Genomic DNA, 20,567 nt, shown 5'->3' with positions numbered 1-20,567 from the left:
CGTAGTGGTGGCGGGACCGGCCGGCCCCGCCACCCGGGGAGTCGACCTAGAGGCCGACGTCCGAGGCCTTGATGAACCCGGAATCGATGAGCTTGGTCTGCACGTCGTCCTTGGTGACGACCTCGGGGGCGAGCAGGAACGACGGCACGACCTTCTTGCCGTTGTCATAGGTCTTGGTGTCGTTGACCTCGACCGTGTCGCCCGCCGCGATGGACTGGATCATGGTGAAGACCTGTTTGCCCAGGGTGCGGGTGTCCTTCCAGACGGTCATCGACTGGGCGCCATCGAGGATCGCCTTGACGTTGGCCTTGTCGGCGTCCTGCCCGGTGATCAGCGGGTAGTCAGCGCCGGGCTTGTAGCCCGCGGACTTGAGCGAGGCTTCGATCCCGACGGCCAGGCTGTCGTTGGGCGAGAGCACGACGTTGACCTTCGCGCCGTTGCCGTAGAAGGAGGAGAGACGGTTGTCCATCTCGGCCTGGGACTTGTCAGAAGCCCAGCCCTGGATGCCGAGCGTCGTCCACTCGTCGTTGGACTTGGGCGCCTTGCCGCTGGGCACGACGAGCTGGCCGCTCTCGACGTAGGGCAGCAGCACGTCCCAGGCGCCGGAGAAGAAGAACTTGGCGTTGTTGTCGTCGGGGCTGCCGGCAAAGGGCTCGAGGTTGAACGGGCCCTTGCCGTCGGCCAGGCCGAGCTGGGCTTCGATGAACTCGCCCTGCAGCTGCCCGACCTTGTAGTTGTCGAAGGTGGCGTAGTAGTCGACGTCCTTGGTGCCGTTGATCAACCGGTCATAGGCGATCACCGTGGCATCCTGCTTCTTGGCCTCGGCGAGCACGGGCGAGAGCACCTTGCCGTCGATGGATGCAACGACCAGGATCTTGGCACCACCGGCGACCTGGTTCTGGATCTGGCTGATCTGCTGGTCGGTTTTGTTGTCGGCGTACTGGAGGTCGACGGTGCAGCCGGCGTCTTCGAGCTGGGTCTTGAGCCCCTCACCGTCGTTGATCCAGCGCTCGAGGCTGCGGGTGGGCATCGAGATGCCGACGTTGCAGTCGGCGATGGCCGCGCCGGTGCTTCCGGTGGAGCCGGTGGTGGTGCCCGAACATGCCGCGAGCGAGAGCGCGACTGCTCCCGTGGCAACGATGGTGAACAGCCTCTTGGTTGTCGTCATGATCTGCTTTCTGCTCTGAATGCTGTGATCGCACGAGGAGGCAGAACTGCCGATCACCTCCTTGTAACGCTGGGTCGACATCCGGTCGAACCGTTTATGTTGACGGCTCCAACATATAGCACCTGTGAACCAGGAGACAACCACCAAACCCGGCGCCGCTCGGCATGGCCGGTCACTAGGGTGTCAAGCATGACCGCGTACTCGAATCCCGTCCTGCCAGGCATGCACCCCGACCCATCGGTGTGCCGGGTCGAGGACACCTTCTACCTCGTGACCTCCTCGTTCGAGTACTTCCCGGGCCTTCCGCTGCACTCGAGCACCGACTTGGTGACCTGGACACCGATCGGACACGCGATCGACCGGCCGGGCCAGCTCGACCTGGCCGGGGTCCCCGACTCGGGCGGCCTCTACGCCCCCACCCTCCGCCATCACGACGGTCGCTTCTACCTGGCCTGCACAAGCGTCGGCGGCGAGCGCGACGGCTCCTTCCTGGTCACCGCCACCGACCCTGCCGGCCCCTGGTCAGACCCGATCTGGATCGACGAGGCCAGGGGCATCGACCCGGACCTCTTCTTCGACGCCGGCACGGCCTGGTGGGCCGGCTGCAGGCTGGTCGAACCCGGCGCGTACCCCGATCAGACCGAGATCTGGCTGCGAGAACTCGACCTGGCCGCCGGCGCGCTCGTCGGGGAGGAACACATCCTCTGGAACGGCGCCCTGCACGGAGCGGTCTGGGCGGAGGGGCCGCACCTCTCCAGCGCGACGGCTGGTTCTACCTCGTCGCGGCCGAGGGCGGCACCGAGCAGCATCATGCCGTGTCGGTCGCCCGCTCGCGCCGCGTCACCGGCCCCTACGAGGGCAACCCCGGCAACCCGATCCTGACCCACCGCCACCTCGGCCGCACGGCCGCGGTGCAGAACGTCGGCCACGCCGACCTCGTCGACGGCCCCGACGGATCGTGGTGGGCGCTCGCCCTCGGGGTGCGGCCCCGGGCCGGCGGCCACCTGCTCGGCCGGGAGACCTTCCTGGCTCCGGTGGCCTGGGAGGACGACTGGCCGGTCGTGAACCCGGGGGCCGGGATGCTCAGCGCGGCCGGCAGCACGCCCTTCGACTCTCCGCCCGGCGCGGCTATGCCGACCTCGGCCGGGCTGCACGACGACTTCTCCGCAGCGGCTCCGGCCGGTCACTGGCTGAGCCTGCGCGGCCAGGCGAGTTTCGCGAAGACCGGACCAGGCGGATTGCGACTGACCCCGACCGGCCACGACCTGGGTTCTGCCGGCCAGGCCGCGTTCCTCGGCTACCGCTGGCGGCATCCGGATGCGAGCGCCGGCATCCGGGTAGTCCCGCCTGCCCCCGGGCTGACCGCGGGGCTGGCCCTGCGGCAGAGCGGGGCGTTCCAGCTCCGGCTCGAGTTGCGCACGGGGACCTCGGGCGCGCTCGTGACCGCGATCGAACGTGACGGCGGGGTCGATCGGGTCCTGGGCAGCGTGCGCCTCAACCCGGCCGAGGCTGCCGACCCGGCCGGCGTGCGTCTCGAGGCACGGTTGTCCGGGCGAGAGGTCGCGCTGGTCGCGACTGCCGGCGGCACCAGCTACCCGGTCGCCGAGACGGATGCCGGGGTGCTCACCACCGAATGGGCCGGCGGTTTCGTGGGCACGCTTGTCGGCCCGTTCGCCACCGGCGACGCCGCCCGGCCGGCCGTCGTCACGGCCTTCGACTACCGGCCGGCGACCGCCTGATCGACGCGCGCCGTGCTCTGGCGCGAGACCAGGCTCGTGGCCAGGTCCATCCGCTGCACCTCGAGACCGGGTTCGCGCCGGAGCCGGAGCGCGAGCCGCGCCGCCTCCTCCGCCATCTCGGTGAGCGGTTGGCGAACGGTCGTGAGCGGCGGGCCCACCCAGCGGGCCAGCGGCAGGTCGTCGTAGCCGACGACGGACAAGTCGGCGGGGATCGCGAGGCCGAGTGCTCTGGCCGCCTCGTAGACCCCCATCGCCTGCAGGTCGCTTCCGGCGAAGATGGCGGTGGGGCGGTCGGCACGCTCGAGCAGTTCGAGTGCGCGCAGCCTGGCACCCTCGGGGTGGAAGTCGCCCTCGAGCACGAGCGCCGGGTCGAAGGTGATCCCCGCGGCGTCGAGGGCGGCCCGATAGCCGCCGATCCGTGCGCTCGAGCACATCATGTCGAACGGGCCGCTGATCATGCCGATCCGGGTGTGCCCGAGGTCGATCAGGTGCCGGGTCGCCGCGAGCCCGCCCGACCAGTTGGCCGAGCCGATCGACGGCACGTCGGGGGCAGGGTCTCCCGCCGGATCGACGACGACGAAGGGGATGCCGCGGGTGGCGAGCTGCTGCTTGTGCCCGGCCGAGAGGTCGGAGAAGACGAGGATCACCCCGGCCGGGTTGCGGGCGATCACCCCGTCGATCCAATCGAGGTCGGGCGAATGCCGGTCCCCGCTCTCGGTCAGGATGATGCTCATCCCGTGTTCCCTGGCCACCCGCTCGACGCCGCGGATGATCTCGATCGCCCACACGCTCTCGAGCTCGTGGAAGACGAGCTCGAGCAGGGGCGCCGAGGCGGCTGCGTCGCCCCGGCGGCTGTAGCCGTGCTCCGCGAGGAGCGCCTCGACCCGGCTCCGGGTCGAGGCCGCGACGTCTCCCCGCCCATTGAGCACCTTGGACACGGTCGACAGCGACACCCCGGCGAGGACCGAGATCGCCGCGAGGGTGACGCGTTCGGGGTCCTCCGCGGTGGTCTTTCCCATCTGAGGTTCCTTTCTCGGGGCGTCGAATTCGAGTCTCGGTCGGTTTGTGGCTTGACGCAACATAACCGGCGACCTAGACTCCAACCATCCTAATCACTTTCGGCAAGATTGTCGAAACTTTCGAGAGGCGTTCAATGTCGAACAAGAGCACGTGGCTCATCCGGGCCATCGCCGGCACAGCAGTACTCGCGCTGGGAGTGACGCTCACCGCGTGCTCCACCGCGAGCGGAGCGGCGAGCAACCGCCCGGAGAACGTGATCCACGTCGCCGTCTATGGCGATGCGGGCAACACGGTCGAAGAGGCAATGGTCAAGAAGTTCAACGCGACGTCCGACGTCAAGGTCATCCTCGACCGCATCCCCGGCGCCAACTACCAGCAGAAGCTCCAGACGATCATCAGCACCGCGTCGGCCCCCGACATCTTCTTCAATTGGGGCGGCGGCAGCATCCAGCCGTTCGTGAAGGCCGACCTGCTCCTCCCGCTGACCGGAATGATCAAGGACGACCCCAAGCTCGAGTCGTCGTTCCTCCCCTCGGTCTTCAACGCCGCCGCGATCGACGGCGTGCCGTATGGCATTCCGATGCGCGGCACCCAGCCGGTCATCCTGTTCAACAACAAGCAGGTGCTCACCGACGCCGGTATCGAATCCCCGAAAACCTGGGACGACCTGCTGGCCTCCGTGAAGATTCTCAAAGACAAGGGAATCACCCCGATCGCCCTCGGTGGCGCCGACCAGTGGCCGACACTGATGTGGTACGAGTACATGTTTGACCGGGTGGCCGGCCCCGATCTGCTGACGAAGGCAATCGGCGGCGACTCGAGTGCGTGGGACAGCAAGGACAGCCGCGCCGCCCTCACCAAGCTCAAGGAACTCATCGACGCAGGAGCCTTCGGCTCCAACTTCGACTCGGTCAGCTTCGTCGACGGCGGTTCGCCCGCCCTGCTACGCACCGGCAAGGCTGCATTCGAGCTGATGGGCTCGTGGGAGTACTCCACCCAGCAGAGCGCCGACAAGGACTGGACCGCCGCCAACCTCGGTTACGCCACCTTCCCCACCGTCACGGGAGGAAAGGGTGACGCCGCGGACCTCGTCGGCAACACCAACAACTATTACTCCGTCATCAAAGCCACCCGGTACCCCGACACCGCCCGCGATTTCCTCAAGCTCATGTACTCCGATGAGTTCGTGCAGGCCCAGCTCGCGATCGGCAATCTGACGACGACGACCTCGACCGAGAAGTTCCTCGACCAGGCCGCCGACCCGACCTACGCCGCCTTCCAATTCACGATGGTGCAGGATGCACCTGCCTTCCAGCTCTCCTGGGACCAGGCCTACCCGCAGTCGGCCTCCGCCGACATGCACACCGCCGTCGCGCAGTTCTTCAGCGGCAAGCTGGACGTCGACGGCTTCATCGCCGCGATGCAGGCGCTCTAGGAACCTGACATGACGCGCTCCGACACCGGGCGCCCACGGCACCCGGGCGGCCCCAATGCGGGCCGCCCGGGCTTCGCCTGGGCGCTCCCCGCCACCCTGTTCTTCGCGCTCTTCGCCATCCTCCCGCTGATCGGCGTCGCGGTGATGTCCTTCACCAGCTGGAGCGGCCTCGGCAATCCCGCGTTCAACGGCCTCGACAACTGGGTCAAGCTCGCCGGCGACAAGGTCATGATGCAGAGCCTCTGGTTGAGCGCGCTATTGACCCTGCTCGGGGTCGCCATCCAGACGCCGTTGAGCATCCTGCTCGGCACGTGGGCGGCCGGCCACCAGAAGAACCGGGCCATCCTCTCGGCCATCTATTTCGTGCCGCTCCTGCTCTCCTCCGCCGCGGTCTCGGTGCTCTGGCGGGCCCTGCTCGACCCGAACTTCGGCCTCCCCGGGCAGTTCAGCAGCTTCTTCGGCGGCGACGGCAACGTGCTCGGCACCCAGGCCGGCGCGATTGCCGTGCTCACGTTCGTCGGGGCCTGGCAGTTCACTCCCCTGCACACGCTCCTCTACCAGGGCGCGGCCCGTTCAGTCCCGCCGGTGCTCTACCAGGCCGCCGATATCGACGGCGCGGGAACGGTCCGAAAGTTCTTCAGCATCACCCTGCCGCAGCTGCGCAACACCATCGTCACCTCCGTCATCCTCATGGTCGTCGGCGGTCTGACGACGTTCGACACGGTGCTCATCCTGACCAAGGGCGGCCCGGGAACCGACACGACGATCACCGCGTTCTACATGTATCGGAAGGCGTTCCAGTCGTTCGACTTCGGCGTCGCAAGCGCGATCGCGCTCGTCCTCGTCATTATCGCGACGACAATTTCCCTGGTCCTGGTCAGGGTCACCGGCTACGACAAGATGCACAGCGTGCAGGAGGGCATCTGATGAAGGCCAAACCGAACTACATCGCGGGGGCCGGCAGCGTCATCTGGCTCCTGATCGTGCTCGTGCCGATCTACGTCATGCTCACCGCGACGATCCAGAGCCAGCAGGGCTACGCCGCCAAGGGCCCATTGTCACTGCCGGGCAGCTTCACCCTGGAGAACTTCACTGCCCTGGTCAGCAGCGGTTTCCTCGCCTACGTGCTCAACACGGCGATCGTCACGGTGAGCGTCGTCGGAATCGTCGTCGTGCTCGTGCCGCCGCTGGCTTACGCGGTCGTGCGCAGCCGGAGCCGCGGCATCTCCCTCGTCTTCCGCACCTTCCTGCTCGGACTCGCGATCCCGGCCCAGGCTGTGATCGTGCCGATCTTCTACCTGATCACCGTCGCCGGCCTCTACGACAGCCTGATCGGAATCATCCTGCCGACCGCCGCGTTCTGCCTGCCGATCTGCACCCTCATCCTGAGCGGCAGCATGCGTGACATCACGCCGGAACTCTACGAGGCCATGGCCATGGACGGGGCGACGCCCATGCGCAGTTTCTTCCGGCTCGTGCTGCCGCTTTCCAAGGGCGGCATCTCGACCATCATCGTGTTCTCGGCGCTGCAGGCCTGGAACGGGTTCCTCTTCCCCCTGATCCTGACCCAGTCGGCGTCGACCAAGGTCATCACCCTCGGACTGTTCGATTTCCAGTCCCAGTACGGCATCAACATCCCCGGCCTGATGGCGGCCGTGTTGCTGTCGATGCTCCCCGTCCTGCTCGTCTATCTCTTCGCCAGGCGCGCCCTTGTCCAGGGCCTCATGGGCGTCGGAGGAAAGTAATGCCCACGACCGTCCCTGTGCCCGCGGATGCCGCAACTCCGGCCTGGCACGACACCACACTGTCCGCCGGCGAGCGCGTCGACGCCCTCCTCGCCGCGATGACCATCCGGGAGAAGATCGCCCAGCTCTACGGGGTGTGGGTCGGCGCCGCGAGTGACGGCGGCGGCGTCGCCCCCTACCAGCACGACATGGAAGAGGTCGTCGACCTCGACGAGTTGCTCCCGCACGGCCTCGGCCAGCTCACCCGGCCGTTCGGCTCCGGCCCCGTCGACGCCGCGATCGGGGTGGTCTCGCTCGTGCGCAGCCAGCGCCGGATCACCGCGGCCGGCCGCTTCGGCATCCCCGCCCTCGCCCACGAGGAATGCCTCGCCGGCTTCACGGCGTGGGGAGCGACCGCCTACCCGGTCCCCCTGGCCTGGGGTGCGACCTTCAACCCGGCCCTGGTGCGGGAGATGTCGGGCCGGATCGGCGCGAGCATGCGCTCCGTCGGCGTGCACCAGGGCCTCGCGCCCGTGCTCGACGTCGTGCGCGACGCCCGCTGGGGCCGCGTCGAGGAGACCATCGGAGAGGACCCGACGCTCGTCGGCACCATCGCGACCGCCTACGTGCGCGGACTCGAATCCGCCGGTATCGTCGCCACCCTCAAGCATTTTATCGGCTACTCGGCGTCGAAGGCCGGGCGCAATCTCGCCCCCGTGTCGATCGGAGCGCGCGAATTCAACGACGTGCTGGTCCCGCCCTTCGAGATGGCCATCCGCGACGGCGGCGTGCGCTCGGTCATGCACGCCTATACCGATGTGGACGGCGTGCCGACGGCCGCCGACCCGACCCTGCTCACGGAGCTTCTCCGTGACCGGTGGGGCTTCACCGGTACCGTCGTGGCCGATTACTTCGGGATCGCGTTCCTCAAGGCCCTGCACGGCGTCGCCGGCACCTGGGGAGACGCCGCAGCCCAGGCGCTGCGCGCCGGGGTCGACGTCGAGCTGCCCACGGTCAAGACCTTCGCCGAGCCGCTCCTCGCCGAGGTCGCCGCGGGGCGCCTGCCCCTGGACTACATCGATCGGGCGGCCCGCCGGGTGCTCCTGCAGAAACTCGACCTCGGCCTGCTCGAGTCCGGCTGGTCCCCGCTGCCCGCCGGTTGGACCGAGGCCGACCTCGCCGACATCGACGCGGTGCGCGGCCGGGTCGACCTCGACCAGGCGGCCGACCGCCTGACGGCGCGCCGGGTGGCCGAACAGTCCATCGTGCTGCTCAGCACCGACGGGACGCTGCCGCTGCCCGCGGTGCGACGGATCGCCGTCATCGGCCCTAATGCCCACGACGCCCTCAACCTCCTCGGATGCTATTCGTTCCCGGGCCACGTCGGTACGCTGCACCCGGAGACGCCGATCGGCATCGAGATCTGTACCGTGCTCGAGGCCGTCCGCGCCGAGTACCCGCTCGCGCGAGTGAGCTACGCGGCCGGAGTCACTGTCGACGGCACCGACGAGTCCGGGATCGCCGCGGCCTGTGCGGCCGCCGCGGACGCGGACCTTGTCATCGCGGTGCTCGGCGACCGGCCCGGTCTCTTCGGCCGCGGCACTTCCGGCGAGGGCTGCGACGCCGAGTCGCTTGACCTGCCCGGCCGCCAGTGGTCCCTGCTCGATGCCGTGCTCGCCGCCGGGACCCCGGTGGTGACCGTGCTCGTGGCCGGCCGACCCTACTTCCTGCACGACGCGCCGGAGCGCTCCGCCGCCGTGCTCCAATCCTTCTTCCCCGGCGAGGAGGGAGCCGGCGCGATCGCCGGTGTGGTCAGCGGGCGCGTCAACCCGTCCGGCCGGCTGCCGGTGAGCATCCCCAACCGGGCGGGAGGGCAGCCGGCCGGCTACCTCGCCTCACCGCTCGGCACGCTCAGTGAGGTGTCCAACCTCGATCCGACCGCCCGTTTCGCCTTCGGGCACGGTCTCGGCTATACGAGTTTCGACTGGACCGACCCGGCGGTCGGTGCAGCCGAGTTCGCCACGGATGCCGCCACCACTGTGGCGCTCACCGTCACCAACGCGGGTGACCGGCGCGGCGCCGACGTGGTGCAGCTCTACCTGCACGACCCCGTGGCATCCGTCGTGCGCCCGGTGAACCGGCTGGTCGGCTATCACCGGGTCGACCTCGAGCCCGGCGAGAGCGTGCGAATCACGTTTACCGTGCACGCCGACCTTGCCTCGTTCACCGGGCGCGACGGCGACCGCATCGTCGAGCCCGGGCTTCTCGAGCTTCGCCTCGGGCACTCGAGCTCCCGGATCGCCTACGCACAGCCGACTGCCCTGACCGGACAGACGCGCACGGTCGACCAGACCCGCTCGCTCGTGGCACCGGTGTCCGTGGCACCGCCCGTGGCACCGGTGTCCGTGGCACCGTCCGTGGCACCGGTGTCCGTGGCACCGCGTCCCTGACCGGGCTCTTGCTCGCCGATTCCCGCCCGGCAGTCGCGCCGGCGCGGATTCTGCACTAATATGTTCTTAGCTACAACAAATCACCAACGTCGCTGACAGACAAGGAACCTCATGGCCATCACGCCCACCCCCGCAGACAAATTCTCCTTTGGCCTCTGGACCATCGGCTACAACGGCGCCGACCCGTTCGGTGGGCCGACCCGTCCGCCGCTCGACGTCGTCGACGCCGTGGAGAACCTGGCGAAAATCGGGGCGTACGGCCTGACCTTCCATGACAACGATCTGTTCCCCTTCGGCTGCACCGAGGAGAAGCGCCGGTCGCAGATCGACCGCGTCAAGCAGGCCTGTGCAGACACCGGCCTGATCATCCCGATGATCACGACCAACCTGTTCAGCGAGCCGGTCTTCAAGGACGGCGGCTTCACCTCGAACGACCGCAGCGTCCGCCGCTTCGCCCTCCGCAAGGTGCTCCGCAACCTCGACCTCGCCGCCGAGCTCGGCGCGAAGACGTTCGTGATGTGGGGCGGACGCGAAGGCGCGGAGTACGACTCGGCCAAGGACATCCGCTCGGCCCTCTCCCGCTACCGCGAGGCCGTCAACCTGCTCGGCGACTACGTCACCGACAAGGGCTACGACATCCGCTTCGCGATCGAGCCCAAGCCGAACGAACCCCGCGGCGACATCCTGCTTCCGACCGTCGGCCACGCGATGGCGTTCATCACGACCCTCGAGCGCCCTGAAATTGTGGGCGTGAACCCCGAGGTCGGCCACGAGCAGATGGCAGGTCTCAACTTCGCCGCCGGCATCGCCCAGGCGCTGTACCAGGGCAAGCTGTTCCACATCGACCTCAACGGCCAGCGCGGCATCAAGTACGACCAGGACCTCGTCTTCGGCCACGGCGACCTGCACAACGCGTTCGCCCTCGTCGACCTGCTCGAGAACGGCGGCCCGAACGGCGGCCAGGCCTACGACGGCCCGCGCCACTTCGACTACAAGCCGAGCCGCACCGAGGACATCACCGGCGTCTGGGACTCCGCCAAGGCGAACATCCAGACCTACCTGCTGCTCAAGGAACGCGCCAAGGCCTTCCGTGCCGACCCCGAGGTGCAGCAGATGCTCGCCGCGGCCAAGGTGCCCGACCTCGCGCTGCCGACCCTCGGCGAAGGCGAGAGCTACGACGACCTGCTCGCCGACCGCGCCTCCTACGAGGACTTCGACACCGACGCGTACTTCGGCGGCAAGGGCTTCGGCTTCGTGCGGCTGCAGCAGCTGGCCCTCGAGCACCTGCTCGGCGCCCGCTAGCCGGCGTCCGCGCCCCCTGGTGCGGCATGTCACGCTCACCTGGGGGGCGCGACATTCCGCCGCGGGCGCCTGTCCCGGTCACCCGGGTCTCCCCGTTCGCAACTCCTGCAATTTCGAGGTCCTGGCACGGGGAGCCCCGGAATTCCGAGGCGGTCGAATCCCTCCCGCAGAAATTGCAGGAGTTATGCACCACACCCTCATTGAGAACGGCCCATCGAGCGGAGAATGAAGCCATGACACTGGTTGCCGGAGTCGACTCGTCGACGCAGAGTTGCAAGGTCGTCATCCGGGATGCCGCAACGGGCGCCCTCGTGCGGAGCGGGCGGGCGTCGCATCCGGACGGCACCGAGGTCGATCCGGAGCAGTGGTGGGACGCGCTGCACGCCGCCCTCGCCGACGCCGGCGGGCTCGCGGATGTCGCCGCCCTCTCGATCGCGGCGCAGCAGCACGGCATGGTCGCGCTGGACGGCGACGGCGAGGTCATCCGCCCGGCCCTGCTCTGGAACGACACCCGCAGCGCCCCGGCCGCGGCCGACCTCGTCGCCGAGGTGGGCGCCGGCGAGTACGCGCGCCGCACCGGCGTCGTGCCCGTGGCCTCATTCACCGCCACCAAGCTGCGCTGGCTCCGGGATGCCGAACCCGCCAACGCCGCGCGCGTCGCCGCCGTGGTGCTCCCGCACGACTGGCTCACCTGGCGGCTGCTCGGCTACGGCCCGGCCGGCCGGAGCCCGCTCGGCCCCGACCTCTCCGCCCTGACCACCGACCGGTCCGACGCGAGCGGCACCGGCTACTGGTCCCCCGTCACCGGCGACTACGACCGTGGACTATTCGAGCGCGCCCTCGGCCACGCCGCAGTCCTTCCCCGCGTACTCGGCCCCGGCGCCTCCGCCGGCACGACCGTGCACCTGCCCGCCCCGTCGATCGGAGAGTCCGGCGACACGCCGGCATCCGTGCCGCGACACGCCACCGTCGGCCAAGAATCTCCGTCTGAAGCACGCCCCGCCACAGGCGACATCCCGGCCGGGATCGTCGTCGGCGTCGGCGCGGGCGACAACGCCGGCGCCGCGCTCGGCCTCGGCGCATCCGACGGCGACGTGATCGTGTCGATCGGCACGAGCGGCACCGTGTTCGCGGTGACCGACCACCCGGCGACGGATGCCTCCGGCACGGTCGCGGGATTCGCCGACGCCAGCGGGCTCTTCCTGCCCCTCGTCGCCACGCTCAACGCCGCCCGGGTGCTCGACGCCGTGCGCGGGCTGCTCGGCGTCGACCATGACGAGCTCGGCCGGCTCGCCCTCGAGGCCGAGCCCGGTGCCGGCGGGCTTGTGCTCCAGCCTTATTTCGAGGGCGAGCGCACCCCGAACCTGCCCGACGCGACCGCCACCCTGTTCGGCCTGACCCTGGCCGGGGCGACCCGGCCGAACCTCGCCCGCGCGGCGGTCGAGGGGCTCCTCTGCGGGCTCGCCGACGGGCTCGACGCCGTGCGGGCCCAGGGCGTGGCGGTGTCCCGCATCCTGCTGATCGGCGGCGCGGCCCAGAACCCGGCCGTGCGCACGATCGCCGCCCAGCTGTTCGAGAACCCGGTCGTAGTGCCGGCCCCCGGCGAGTATGTCGCGGACGGCGCCGCCGTCCAGGCGGCCTGGGCGCTCGCCGATCACCGGCCGGACTGGCCGCTGTCCATCGCCGCCCAGCCGGCGCAGGACTTCCAGCCTGTCATCCAGGCACAGTACGCGGCGCACCGGGTCACCGGCTGACCGCCCGTTCCGCCCTCCGCCCGCGGCGGGTCACTCCAGCGCGCGGATGCTCCAGCTCTCCCGATGCGACTCCCCCGGCGCCAGGCGGATCAGGTCGGTCCCGGAATTGAAGGCATCCGGCGGGCACGTCATCGGTTCGACGGCCAGTCCCAGACGGTTGAGTCCCGGGGCAGGCAGATCGGCCGTGTGAATCTGCAGCCACCCGCACTCGGGGCCGAAACTCATCGCCACCCCACGGCCGGACACTTCCCTCAGCTCGACGGTTGCCAGGCCAGTGCCGAGCTCGGCACTGAGGCTTCCCCCGACCAGTCCATCGCGGCCGGACCCCTTCCTCGCCGGCTCTCGCACGATCCCGGTGAAGGCATGGTCGATCTTCGTGGCGCCGATCGAGCGGGGCCTGCGAAAGTCGAACGAACCGTCGGCACCGTCGGCGACCTCGGCGAGACCAGCGGGCAGCAGCCGATCGGGCGTGACGCGCAGGTAGCTGTCGGCCGGCAGGGTGAGCAGCCAGCTGTCGAGCGGCGAGTCCCCCGCCCTGAGGTAGGGGTGCGGGCACACTCCATAGGGTGCCGTGCCCCTGCCGACGTTCGTGGCCTCGACGGTCGTCGTGAGCCCGTCGGGGCCGAGCTCATACCGGGCGACCAGATCCAGGTCGAACGGGTAGCCGGCGCTTGACGACAGCCGGAGCCCGAGGACGACCTCTGCCGTGGTTCGTTCGAGTAGCCGCCAGTCCCGGTCGAAGACGAGCCCGTGCAGGGCGCACTCCCGGCCCGGTTCGTTGACCGGCAGCTGCCGGTCGACACCGTCGACCGGGTAACAACCCGAGGCGATCCGGTTGGGCCAGGGCGCCGCGGAAGTTCGGCATCGGCTCGTCGGCGGGGAAGCCGACGATCAGGTCCCGCCCGTCGTGCTGAAGCAATCGCAGGCCGGCCCCGGTCCCGGTCACCACGGCCCGGTACCCGTGCCACTCGAACTCGTACTGGATGCCGTTCGCCGAGACCCCGGCCACGACCGTCACTCCGTCCGCAGCGCCAGCGCCGTCCACGACACCGGCGGCAGGGTCAGAGTGACCACGCCTGTGCCGACGGCGGCGGATGCGTTCGCTGCCAGCCCTACGCGGTCGCGCGCGTCAAGCGTGTTCGCGGCGTAGACATCCGCGTCGGTCAGCGTCTGGACGTCGACGATCCCGACCGAGCCGAGAGCGGCGATGTCGATCGTGATCAGGGCGTCCTCGGTCTGCGAACGATTCACCAGGAAGACGGATGTCGCCCCGCTCGTCGCATCGTGCGTCGCCACCGCGTCGACCAGCGGCACGGTCCCGTACACGGCGGTGTCGTAACTGTCCGCCTCGAGCTTCACCTCGAGCGTGACCCCGGTGGCCAGCCGCGAAGTGAGCGCGAACGGGAAGAACGTGCTCTGCCGCCAGGCCGGGCCGTTCGGCTCGGTCATGATCGGCGCGATGACGTTGACCAACTGCGCCAACGACGCGCTCGTCACCCGGTCCGCATGCTTGAGCAGCGAAATCAGCAGGCTGCCGAACACCACGGCATCCGCCACCGTGTACGCGTCCTCGAGCAGGCGCGGCGCGACCGGCCAGTTGTCGATGCCGGTGATCTTGTCGACACCCTCGAACCTGTCGATGTACCAGACGTTCCACTCGTCGAAGGAGATGTTGATGGTCTTGTCGCTGCCGTTGACGGCCTTCACGTGGTCGGCCGTGGCGACCACCGATTCGATGAACCGGTCCATGTTCACGCCGGAGGCCAGGAACGATCCGAGGTCGCCGTCCTTCTCTTCGTAATAGGCGTGGCAGGAAATATAGTCCACGTCGTCGTAGGTGTGGCCGAGCACGACGCGCTCCCACTCGCCGAAGGTCGGCATCTGTGCGCTCGACGACCCGCAGACAACCAGCTCGATCGACGGGTCGAGCTGGCGCATTCCCTTCGCGGTGCGCGAGGCGATCTTGCCGTAGTCATCGGCCGAGCGGTGGCCGAGCTGCCACGGCCCGTCCATCTCGTTGCCCAGGCACCACATCTTGATGCCGAAGGCATCCCGTTTTCCGTTCTTGATCCGCTGCTCGGCGAGGGCGGTGCCATTGCCGAGGTTGGCGTACTCGAGCAAGTCCAGGGCCTCGGCCACACCCCGGGTGCCGAGGTTGACAGCGAGCATGAGTTCACTGCCGACCTTTTCGAGCCATGACGAGAACTCGTGCAGGCCGATCTGGTTGGTCTCGGTGGAATGCCAGGCCAGGTCCAGCCGCGTGGGGCGCTCGGCCCGCGGCCCGACGCTGTCCTCCCAGCGGAAGCCGGAGACGAAATTGCCGCCGGGATACCGGATCGCAGAGACGCCAAGCTCCTTGACAAGGTCGATGACGTCTTCGCGGAAGCCCTCCGGGTCGGCCGTGGGGTGTCCTGGCTCGTAGATGCCGTCGTAGACACACCGGCCGAGGTGTTCGACGAACGATCCGAAGAGGCGACGGTTGATGGCTCCGACCTGGAAGTGAGGGTCGAGGGTCAGGCGAGCGGTAGACATGGGGTTTCTTTCATCGTGCGGGTCAGGTGGAAAAGTATGAGAAACGGATGCCCGGGGCCGGGATCGGCGACTACTTGAGCGCGCCGAGGGACAGGCCGCCCTGCCAGTACTTCTGCAGGGAGAGGAAGGCGATGATGAGCGGCAGCACCGAGACGAAAGCGCCCGTGACGATCAGGTTCCAGACCTGCTCGCCGCCGGCCCCGGCGTTCGAGAGCGCCTGCCAATTGTTCAATCCCACGGTCACAGGCAGCAGGTTCGGGTCGCTGAGCACGGCCAACGGCAGGAAGAAGTTGTTCCAGGTGCCGACCACGGAGAGCAGCAGCACGGTGACGATCGCCGGCCGCAGGAGAGGCAACGCCACCTGGAAGAAGGTTCGCAACTCACCGGCTCCGTCGACTCGGGCAGCGTCGAGCAGTTCGTCTGGAATCGCGTCCTGGGTGTACACCCGCATCAGGTAGACGCCGAAGGGGCTCAGGAGCGAGGGCAGGATGACCGCCCAGATCGTGTTGACGAGGCCGATGTTGCTCAACAGCACGAAGGTCGGGATGACAAGTGCGGTCATAGGCACCATCACGGCGCCGAGCAGCAACGAGAAGAACGCGTTGCGGCCCCGAAACCGGTATTTGGCGAACCCGTAGCCGGCCAGCACCGCAAGTACTGTGGCGCCGACGCCGCCGGTGATCGCGTAGAAGAACGAATTTCCCAGCCAGCGCCAGTAGATCCCGCCCTGGTGTTCGAACAGCCCGGCGATGTTGCTGAACAGGTTGAAGTCCTTGTCGAACCAGAGCGGGCCGCCGGTGCCGCTGAACAGCCCCGACGTGTCCTTGGTCGCGGCGACGGCCAGCCACCACAGCGGGGTGATGAAGTAGATCACCAGCACGAGCAGCAGCACGTGCGACCCGATCCGTCGGCCGCCGTCGCGGCCCGAGTTACGCCGTCGCACGATCACGGTGGGGCCGATGCCTTCCGGAACCGACGGGACATCCGTTCGGGGCGTGAGAATGGCCATTATTTGAGTCCGCTCTGCTTGCGGGTGACGAAGAGGAAGAGGTAGGAGCCGATGAAGACCACTATTCCGAGCGAGAACGAGATCGCCGAGGCGTAGTTGAACTGGCTGTAGGAGAACGCGAGCGAATATGCGTACATGTTCGGGGTGTACGAGACCGGGATGGCACCCTGGGCGACGGCGCGCAGCACCTGCGGTTCGGTGAAGAACTGCAGAGTGCCGATCAGGGAGAAGATCAGCACCATGACCATCGACGAGGAGATCATGGGCACCTTGACCCGGAGGGCGATCTGGCGACCGTTCGCGCCGTCCAGGCGCGCGGCCTCATAGATTGCCGGGTCGATGCCGCGGAGGGCGGCGTAGATGATGATCATGTAGTATCCGGCCCACTGCCAGGTCACGATGTTGACCAGGCTCGCGAAGATGCTCCCTTTCGCCAGGAAGTCGGGCGCTGCCAGCCCGATGAGGCCGAATATGTCGGTTGCGGGACCGAATCGGGGGCTGTACAGGAATCCCCACATCAGCGCGCCGATCACGACGGGGATGGCGTAGGGCACGAAGATCATCAGCCGGGAGAACTTCGACAGCGCGGTGGAGAGATTGTCGAGGACGAGCGCGGCAACGAGCGCGACGATCATCTGGGCGGGGATCATGATCAGAGCGAACTGGCCGACCCGGCCGAGGCCACCCAGGAAGATCGGGTCGCTGAACGCTTTGACGTAGTTCGCCAGCCCGGTGAACGTCGTGCCCGTGGCGAGGGTGTTCGTCTGCAGGCTCATCCAGAATGCATAGGCGAGCGGCGCGACGAGAAAAGTGAGGAAGACCACCCCGAACGGGGCCACGAAGAGCCAGCCCCACCTCTGGCGTTTACGGTCCATCCGGTCGATGCCGGTTCGTCGCGGCGCGCGTCTCGGAGGCGACAATGCCTTCTTCGCGTTTGCCGCGGTCGTGAGTGCCATGTTCGTGTCCTTTGCTGGGCTGCCGGGGCAGGAGCGTGCGGTGCTGCCGGCCGGTTGTGGTCGACCGACCGGCAGCGGGGACGGCTGGATCGCCGGATGACCTACTTGGCGACGGTGAAGCCCTGTTCCGTCGCGTACTTGACGAGGCTGGCCTGGAGGTCGTCGAGGGCCTTCGAACCGTCCTGCTCGCCCTGCACCATCGAGTAGAGCTCTTCGGTCAGCTGGTCGTACGCGTAGTTCTGGAACGGACTGAAGGTGGCGCCTGTGTAGCCGGCAGCCGCGTTCAGGAAGACTTCCTTATTGATCTGCTGCCCGCCGAAGAAGGGGTACTCGAGGTTGGTGAAGTAGTCCGAATCGAGCATGGGCGTGTAGGAGGGGAACAGGGCTCCCTTTTCCACGCCGATCTTCCAGGCTTCGTCGGTGCCGAAGATTCCGATGGCGACCTCGGCCGCGAGCTTCTTGTCCGTGGCCTGGCTGGTCACTGCGAAGGTCGAGCCACCCCAGTTGACCTGGACCGGGTTGGCGGCGTCCCACTGCGGCAGTGGAGCGACGCGCCAGACGGCATCCGCGTCGGCGTCGGACAGGCCCTGCAGGTAGCCGGGGCCCCAGGCCGCGGCGAGGTAGACGGCATAGGTGCCGTCGACGAGGCTCGTGTTGTAATCGGCGGTGAAGGCGTCGTCGGTGGTGACGAGGCCCTTCTGCACGAGGCCGTTCCAGTAGTTCAGCACGTCTTTCGACCCCTGGTCGTTGACGGCGATGCCGACGTCGGTCGGGCTGGTCGAGTCGTAAACGAACGGGACGGATCCGGCCTGGGCGAAGAGGGCCTGGTTGAATGCACGGCCGTTGGTCGGGAAGTTGACCAGAACCCCATCGGAGCCGGCCGTCTTCAAGGTCTGCGCGGCAGTCTCGAACTCGGCCCAGGTGGTGGGCACGGGGATCGAGTACTTGTCGAAGAGGTCCTTTCGATAGAGCATGCCCATCGGGCCGCCGTCGACGGGGATGGCGTACACGGACTCGCCACTGGAGGCATCCTTCCAGGACCCCTCGGTGTAGTTGGCCTTCACGTCATTGGCGCCGAACTCGGTGAGGTCGACGAGCGCCTTGCGAATGGTGAAGCTGGAGAGCACCTCAGACTCCAACATGACGACGTCGGGGGCACCTGATTTCGACTCGATCGCGGTGGAGAACTTGGTGTACTCGTCGTTGCCCTGGCCGGCGTTCGTCCAACAGACCTGCACGTCCTCGTGGGTCTTGTTGAACAGGTCGACGACCTCTTCGAAGGCGGGATACCAGGCCCAGACGGTGACCTGCGGTGCGGTCTTGTTGACGATCTTGTTGGTGCAGGACGCTTCCGTCTTGGTCGCGGTGCCGGCGGAGCATCCGGTGAGGGCGGCCGCGGCGACGGCAATGACGCCGATCGTGGCCAGGAGCTTGGTCTTCATGTCGTGTAGTTTCCTCTCACGGTGCGTGAACACCGTTGTTCAATGCTGTGGTCAGTGCCGGGGCGACTGAGTCATGCGGGAGATGGTGCGTGGGACGAACCAACGCGAGAGACGAGTCATCGTCGACGCGTTTACAACGTTGTAGGTAAACGTTGTAAATTCATCATGCGAGCCTGGCGACCCGCTGTCAAGTGAATTCGAAAGATTCGGCCGAACGAATCCCTGCGTGAGGATCAGGCGGCGGCGGGGGCCGTGGACTCGCGTTCGACGATCCGGAAGTCGGCCAGGATCTCCCGTGGCGGTAGCGCCAGGTCGGTCGACGCGATGCGCTCCAGAAGCACCCGCACGGCCGTCTCGGCGATCTCCTCCCGACCCGGGTCGATCGTGGTCAGGGTCGGCAGACTGTACTGTGCCTCATCCAGGTCATCGAAGCCGATGGCGGCGACATCCTTCGGGATGCGCAACCCGGCCTCCTGCAGCACCCGCATGGCACCCAGGGTGAGGGTGTCGTTGAGCCCGAAAACCGCGTCGAACTCCACTCCGGAGGCGAGCAACGCGCGCATCGCGTCGGCGCCGTTGGAGCGGTGCCACAGGGTCGTGTAACCGATCAGGGCAGGGTCGAACGGGATCCCCGCGGCCTCGAGCGCCTCGCGGTAACCGCGTAGGCGCAGGCCCGCCGACCCGATGACCTCGCCTTCATGGGCGCCGATGACGGCGATCCGACGCCGGCCGAGAGCGATCAGGTGCTCCGTGGCGGCCCGGGCGGCATCGACGTTTCGCATGGTGACGTGATCGGTCGGCCCGCCGAAGATCCGCTCGCCGAGGAGTACAAGCGGATAGCCCACCCGCAGGTATTCGGAATCATCACTGTCCATGCCCAGCGCGCTGAAGATCAGCCCGTCCGTGAGTTGGCGACGGGGGCTCGTGAGCAGCTCGATCTCGCGGGCGCGGTCGCCGCCGGTTTGTTCGATCAGCACAGTGACACCGTGGCGTTCGGCAGAGCGGATCACAGCATCCGCCAGTTCTGCGAAGTAGCTCAACGACAGCTCGGGAACGGCAAGTCCGATCACCCCGGTTCGCCCGGAGCGCAGGCTGCGGGCCGAGAGATTGGGCCGGTAGTCAAGCTCTGCGATCGCGTCGAGCACCCGCTGCTTGGTCGTCGGGCGGATGTGCGGGTAGTCGTTGATCACGTTGGAGACGGTCTTGATCGACACCCCGGCGATCCGGGCGACGTCGTGAAGCGTTGCCGCCATGAAGTCCCCGTTCATTCACTGACGGATGGTCGGCATCCGTTCTCATCGCATGTTACAACGTTGTACCGCCTTCATCGGGCCGGTACGAAGCGGCGAGGCGCGCGCCGGCCCGCTCCAGCCACGCGGCCGCGTCGCGGGTCGCACCCTCCCGGCCGCCGGCGAGGTCGGTGAGGGACACCGCGATCGTGAAAGCGGTGGTGGGCGCCTCAATCAGCCCGGCCACGAGCATCGCCTGCGCCCCGGCGTCGGCGGCGAGCGCGGCCAGGTAGCCCGGCACCTTCCCCGCCGCCGATTGCGAGTCGAACCGGCCTTCTCCGGTCACGACGACGGATGCCCCCCTCACCGCCGCCGGAACCCCCAGCGCCCCCGCCACGGCATCGGCCCCCGGGGCGAGAGTCGCTCCCCAGACCAGCAGCCCGAAGCCCGTGCCGCCCGCGGCCCCTGCGCCCAGCATCTCCGCGGCACCCGCACCCGCAGCGGCACCCGCACCCGCACCCACACCCACACCCGGAGCGGCACCGTCACTCGCCCTCGCACCGGCAGTCCCAACCCCCGTCCCAACCCCGGCCCCGGCCCGCGCGTCCCCGACGACCGCCGCCCACCGGGCCAGCCCCGTCTCCAGCTCCGCCACCTGCTCCGGGCTCGCGCCCTTCTGCGGGCCGAACACGGCGGCCGCGCCCCGCTCGCCGAGCAGCGGACTGGTCACGTCCGTGAGCACGAGCGCCCCTCCCGGCGGCAGCGGGCGCAGGCCGGTCCGCTCCACGGCGGCCAGCCGGGCGAGGC

Annotated in this window: 16 protein-coding genes and 1 pseudogene; 8 read left to right on the top strand and 9 right to left on the bottom strand. The window is 68.3% G+C overall.

Going from position 1 to position 20,567, the window contains the following annotated elements; all coding sequences use genetic code 11:
• Positions 1-46: 46 nt before the first annotated feature.
• A complete protein-coding gene (chvE, locus tag E3T48_RS05465) occupies positions 47-1,168 on the bottom strand; it encodes a multiple monosaccharide ABC transporter substrate-binding protein (RefSeq protein WP_134522813.1) in 1,122 nt (373 codons plus the stop codon).
• 96 nt (positions 1,169-1,264) lie between these two features.
• Here chvE and E3T48_RS17180 point away from each other — a divergent pair.
• A pseudogene (locus E3T48_RS17180) lies at positions 1,265-2,166 on the top strand (glycoside hydrolase family 43 protein); the annotation flags it as partial.
• A gap of 81 nt (positions 2,167-2,247) precedes the next feature.
• Positions 2,248-2,907, top strand: a complete 660-nt coding sequence (locus tag E3T48_RS17170) for a beta-xylosidase family glycoside hydrolase (RefSeq protein ID WP_338145223.1) — start codon at positions 2,248-2,250, stop codon at positions 2,905-2,907.
• Here E3T48_RS17170 and E3T48_RS05455 read toward each other — a convergent pair.
• Entirely contained in the window at positions 2,886-3,926 is a 1,041-nt protein-coding gene (locus E3T48_RS05455) for a LacI family DNA-binding transcriptional regulator (RefSeq protein WP_134522812.1), read from the bottom strand. The genes E3T48_RS17170 and E3T48_RS05455 overlap by 22 nt on opposite strands.
• A 134-nt stretch (positions 3,927-4,060) precedes the next feature.
• On the opposite strand from E3T48_RS05455, the gene E3T48_RS05450 reads away from it, so the two are divergent.
• From E3T48_RS05450 to E3T48_RS05425, 6 genes are all read left to right on the top strand, one after another.
• Positions 4,061-5,362: an ABC transporter substrate-binding protein gene (locus E3T48_RS05450; RefSeq protein ID WP_134522811.1), complete on the top strand. Its 1,302-nt coding sequence runs from the start codon at positions 4,061-4,063 to the stop codon at positions 5,360-5,362.
• A gap of 9 nt (positions 5,363-5,371) precedes the next feature.
• The gene (locus tag E3T48_RS05445) at positions 5,372-6,289 is read left to right on the top strand and encodes a carbohydrate ABC transporter permease (RefSeq protein WP_134522810.1); all 918 of its coding nucleotides are present in this window, start codon (positions 5,372-5,374) and stop codon (positions 6,287-6,289) included.
• Entirely contained in the window at positions 6,289-7,107 is an 819-nt protein-coding gene (locus E3T48_RS05440) for a carbohydrate ABC transporter permease (RefSeq protein ID WP_134522809.1), read from the top strand. Before E3T48_RS05445 ends, E3T48_RS05440 begins: the two co-directional genes overlap by 1 nt.
• Positions 7,107-9,536 (top strand): beta-xylosidase/alpha-l-arabinosidase, encoded by a 2,430-nt coding sequence (locus E3T48_RS05435; protein WP_134522808.1) that lies wholly within the window; start codon positions 7,107-7,109, stop codon positions 9,534-9,536. The genes E3T48_RS05440 and E3T48_RS05435 overlap by 1 nt, the downstream gene beginning before the upstream one ends.
• 111 nt (positions 9,537-9,647) lie before the next feature.
• Positions 9,648-10,838 carry a xylose isomerase gene (gene xylA / locus E3T48_RS05430; protein WP_134522807.1) on the top strand — a complete coding sequence of 397 codons (1,191 nt, stop codon included), beginning with the start codon at positions 9,648-9,650 and terminating at the stop codon, positions 10,836-10,838.
• Between the two features lie 233 nt (positions 10,839-11,071).
• The gene (locus E3T48_RS05425) at positions 11,072-12,592 is read left to right on the top strand and encodes a xylulokinase (protein ID WP_134522806.1); all 1,521 of its coding nucleotides are present in this window, start codon (positions 11,072-11,074) and stop codon (positions 12,590-12,592) included.
• A 30-nt stretch (positions 12,593-12,622) separates the two neighbouring features.
• Here the strand turns inward: E3T48_RS05425 and E3T48_RS05420 are convergent, their stop codons facing one another.
• From E3T48_RS05420 to E3T48_RS05390, 7 genes are all read right to left on the bottom strand, one after another.
• Positions 12,623-13,381 (bottom strand): aldose epimerase family protein, encoded by a 759-nt coding sequence (locus tag E3T48_RS05420; RefSeq protein ID WP_338145222.1) that lies wholly within the window; start codon positions 13,379-13,381, stop codon positions 12,623-12,625.
• A gap of 225 nt (positions 13,382-13,606) precedes the next feature.
• Positions 13,607-15,124 (bottom strand): arabinosylfuranosidase ArfA, encoded by a 1,518-nt coding sequence (gene arfA / locus E3T48_RS05415; RefSeq protein ID WP_134522805.1) that lies wholly within the window; start codon positions 15,122-15,124, stop codon positions 13,607-13,609.
• A gap of 70 nt (positions 15,125-15,194) precedes the next feature.
• Positions 15,195-16,133 (bottom strand): carbohydrate ABC transporter permease, encoded by a 939-nt coding sequence (locus tag E3T48_RS05410; protein ID WP_134522804.1) that lies wholly within the window; start codon positions 16,131-16,133, stop codon positions 15,195-15,197.
• Positions 16,133-17,089, bottom strand: coding sequence for a carbohydrate ABC transporter permease (locus tag E3T48_RS05405; RefSeq protein WP_231382741.1), 957 nt, complete (start codon positions 17,087-17,089; stop codon positions 16,133-16,135). Before E3T48_RS05405 ends, E3T48_RS05410 begins: the two co-directional genes overlap by 1 nt.
• Positions 17,090-17,190: 101 nt before the next feature.
• Entirely contained in the window at positions 17,191-18,531 is a 1,341-nt protein-coding gene (locus E3T48_RS05400; RefSeq protein ID WP_134522803.1) for an ABC transporter substrate-binding protein, read from the bottom strand.
• 233 nt (positions 18,532-18,764) lie between these two features.
• Positions 18,765-19,784, bottom strand: coding sequence for a LacI family DNA-binding transcriptional regulator (locus E3T48_RS05395; RefSeq protein ID WP_134522828.1), 1,020 nt, complete (start codon positions 19,782-19,784; stop codon positions 18,765-18,767).
• A 52-nt stretch (positions 19,785-19,836) separates the two neighbouring features.
• Positions 19,837-20,567: glycerate kinase (locus tag E3T48_RS05390; protein ID WP_166789646.1), on the bottom strand; the 731-nt coding region annotated here is incomplete at its 5' end.

The sequence above is a fragment of the Cryobacterium fucosi genome (assembly GCF_004403515.1).
Lineage (GTDB): Bacteria > Actinomycetota > Actinomycetes > Actinomycetales > Microbacteriaceae > Cryobacterium > Cryobacterium fucosi.
This window is presented reverse-complemented; position numbering and strand designations above follow the sequence as displayed.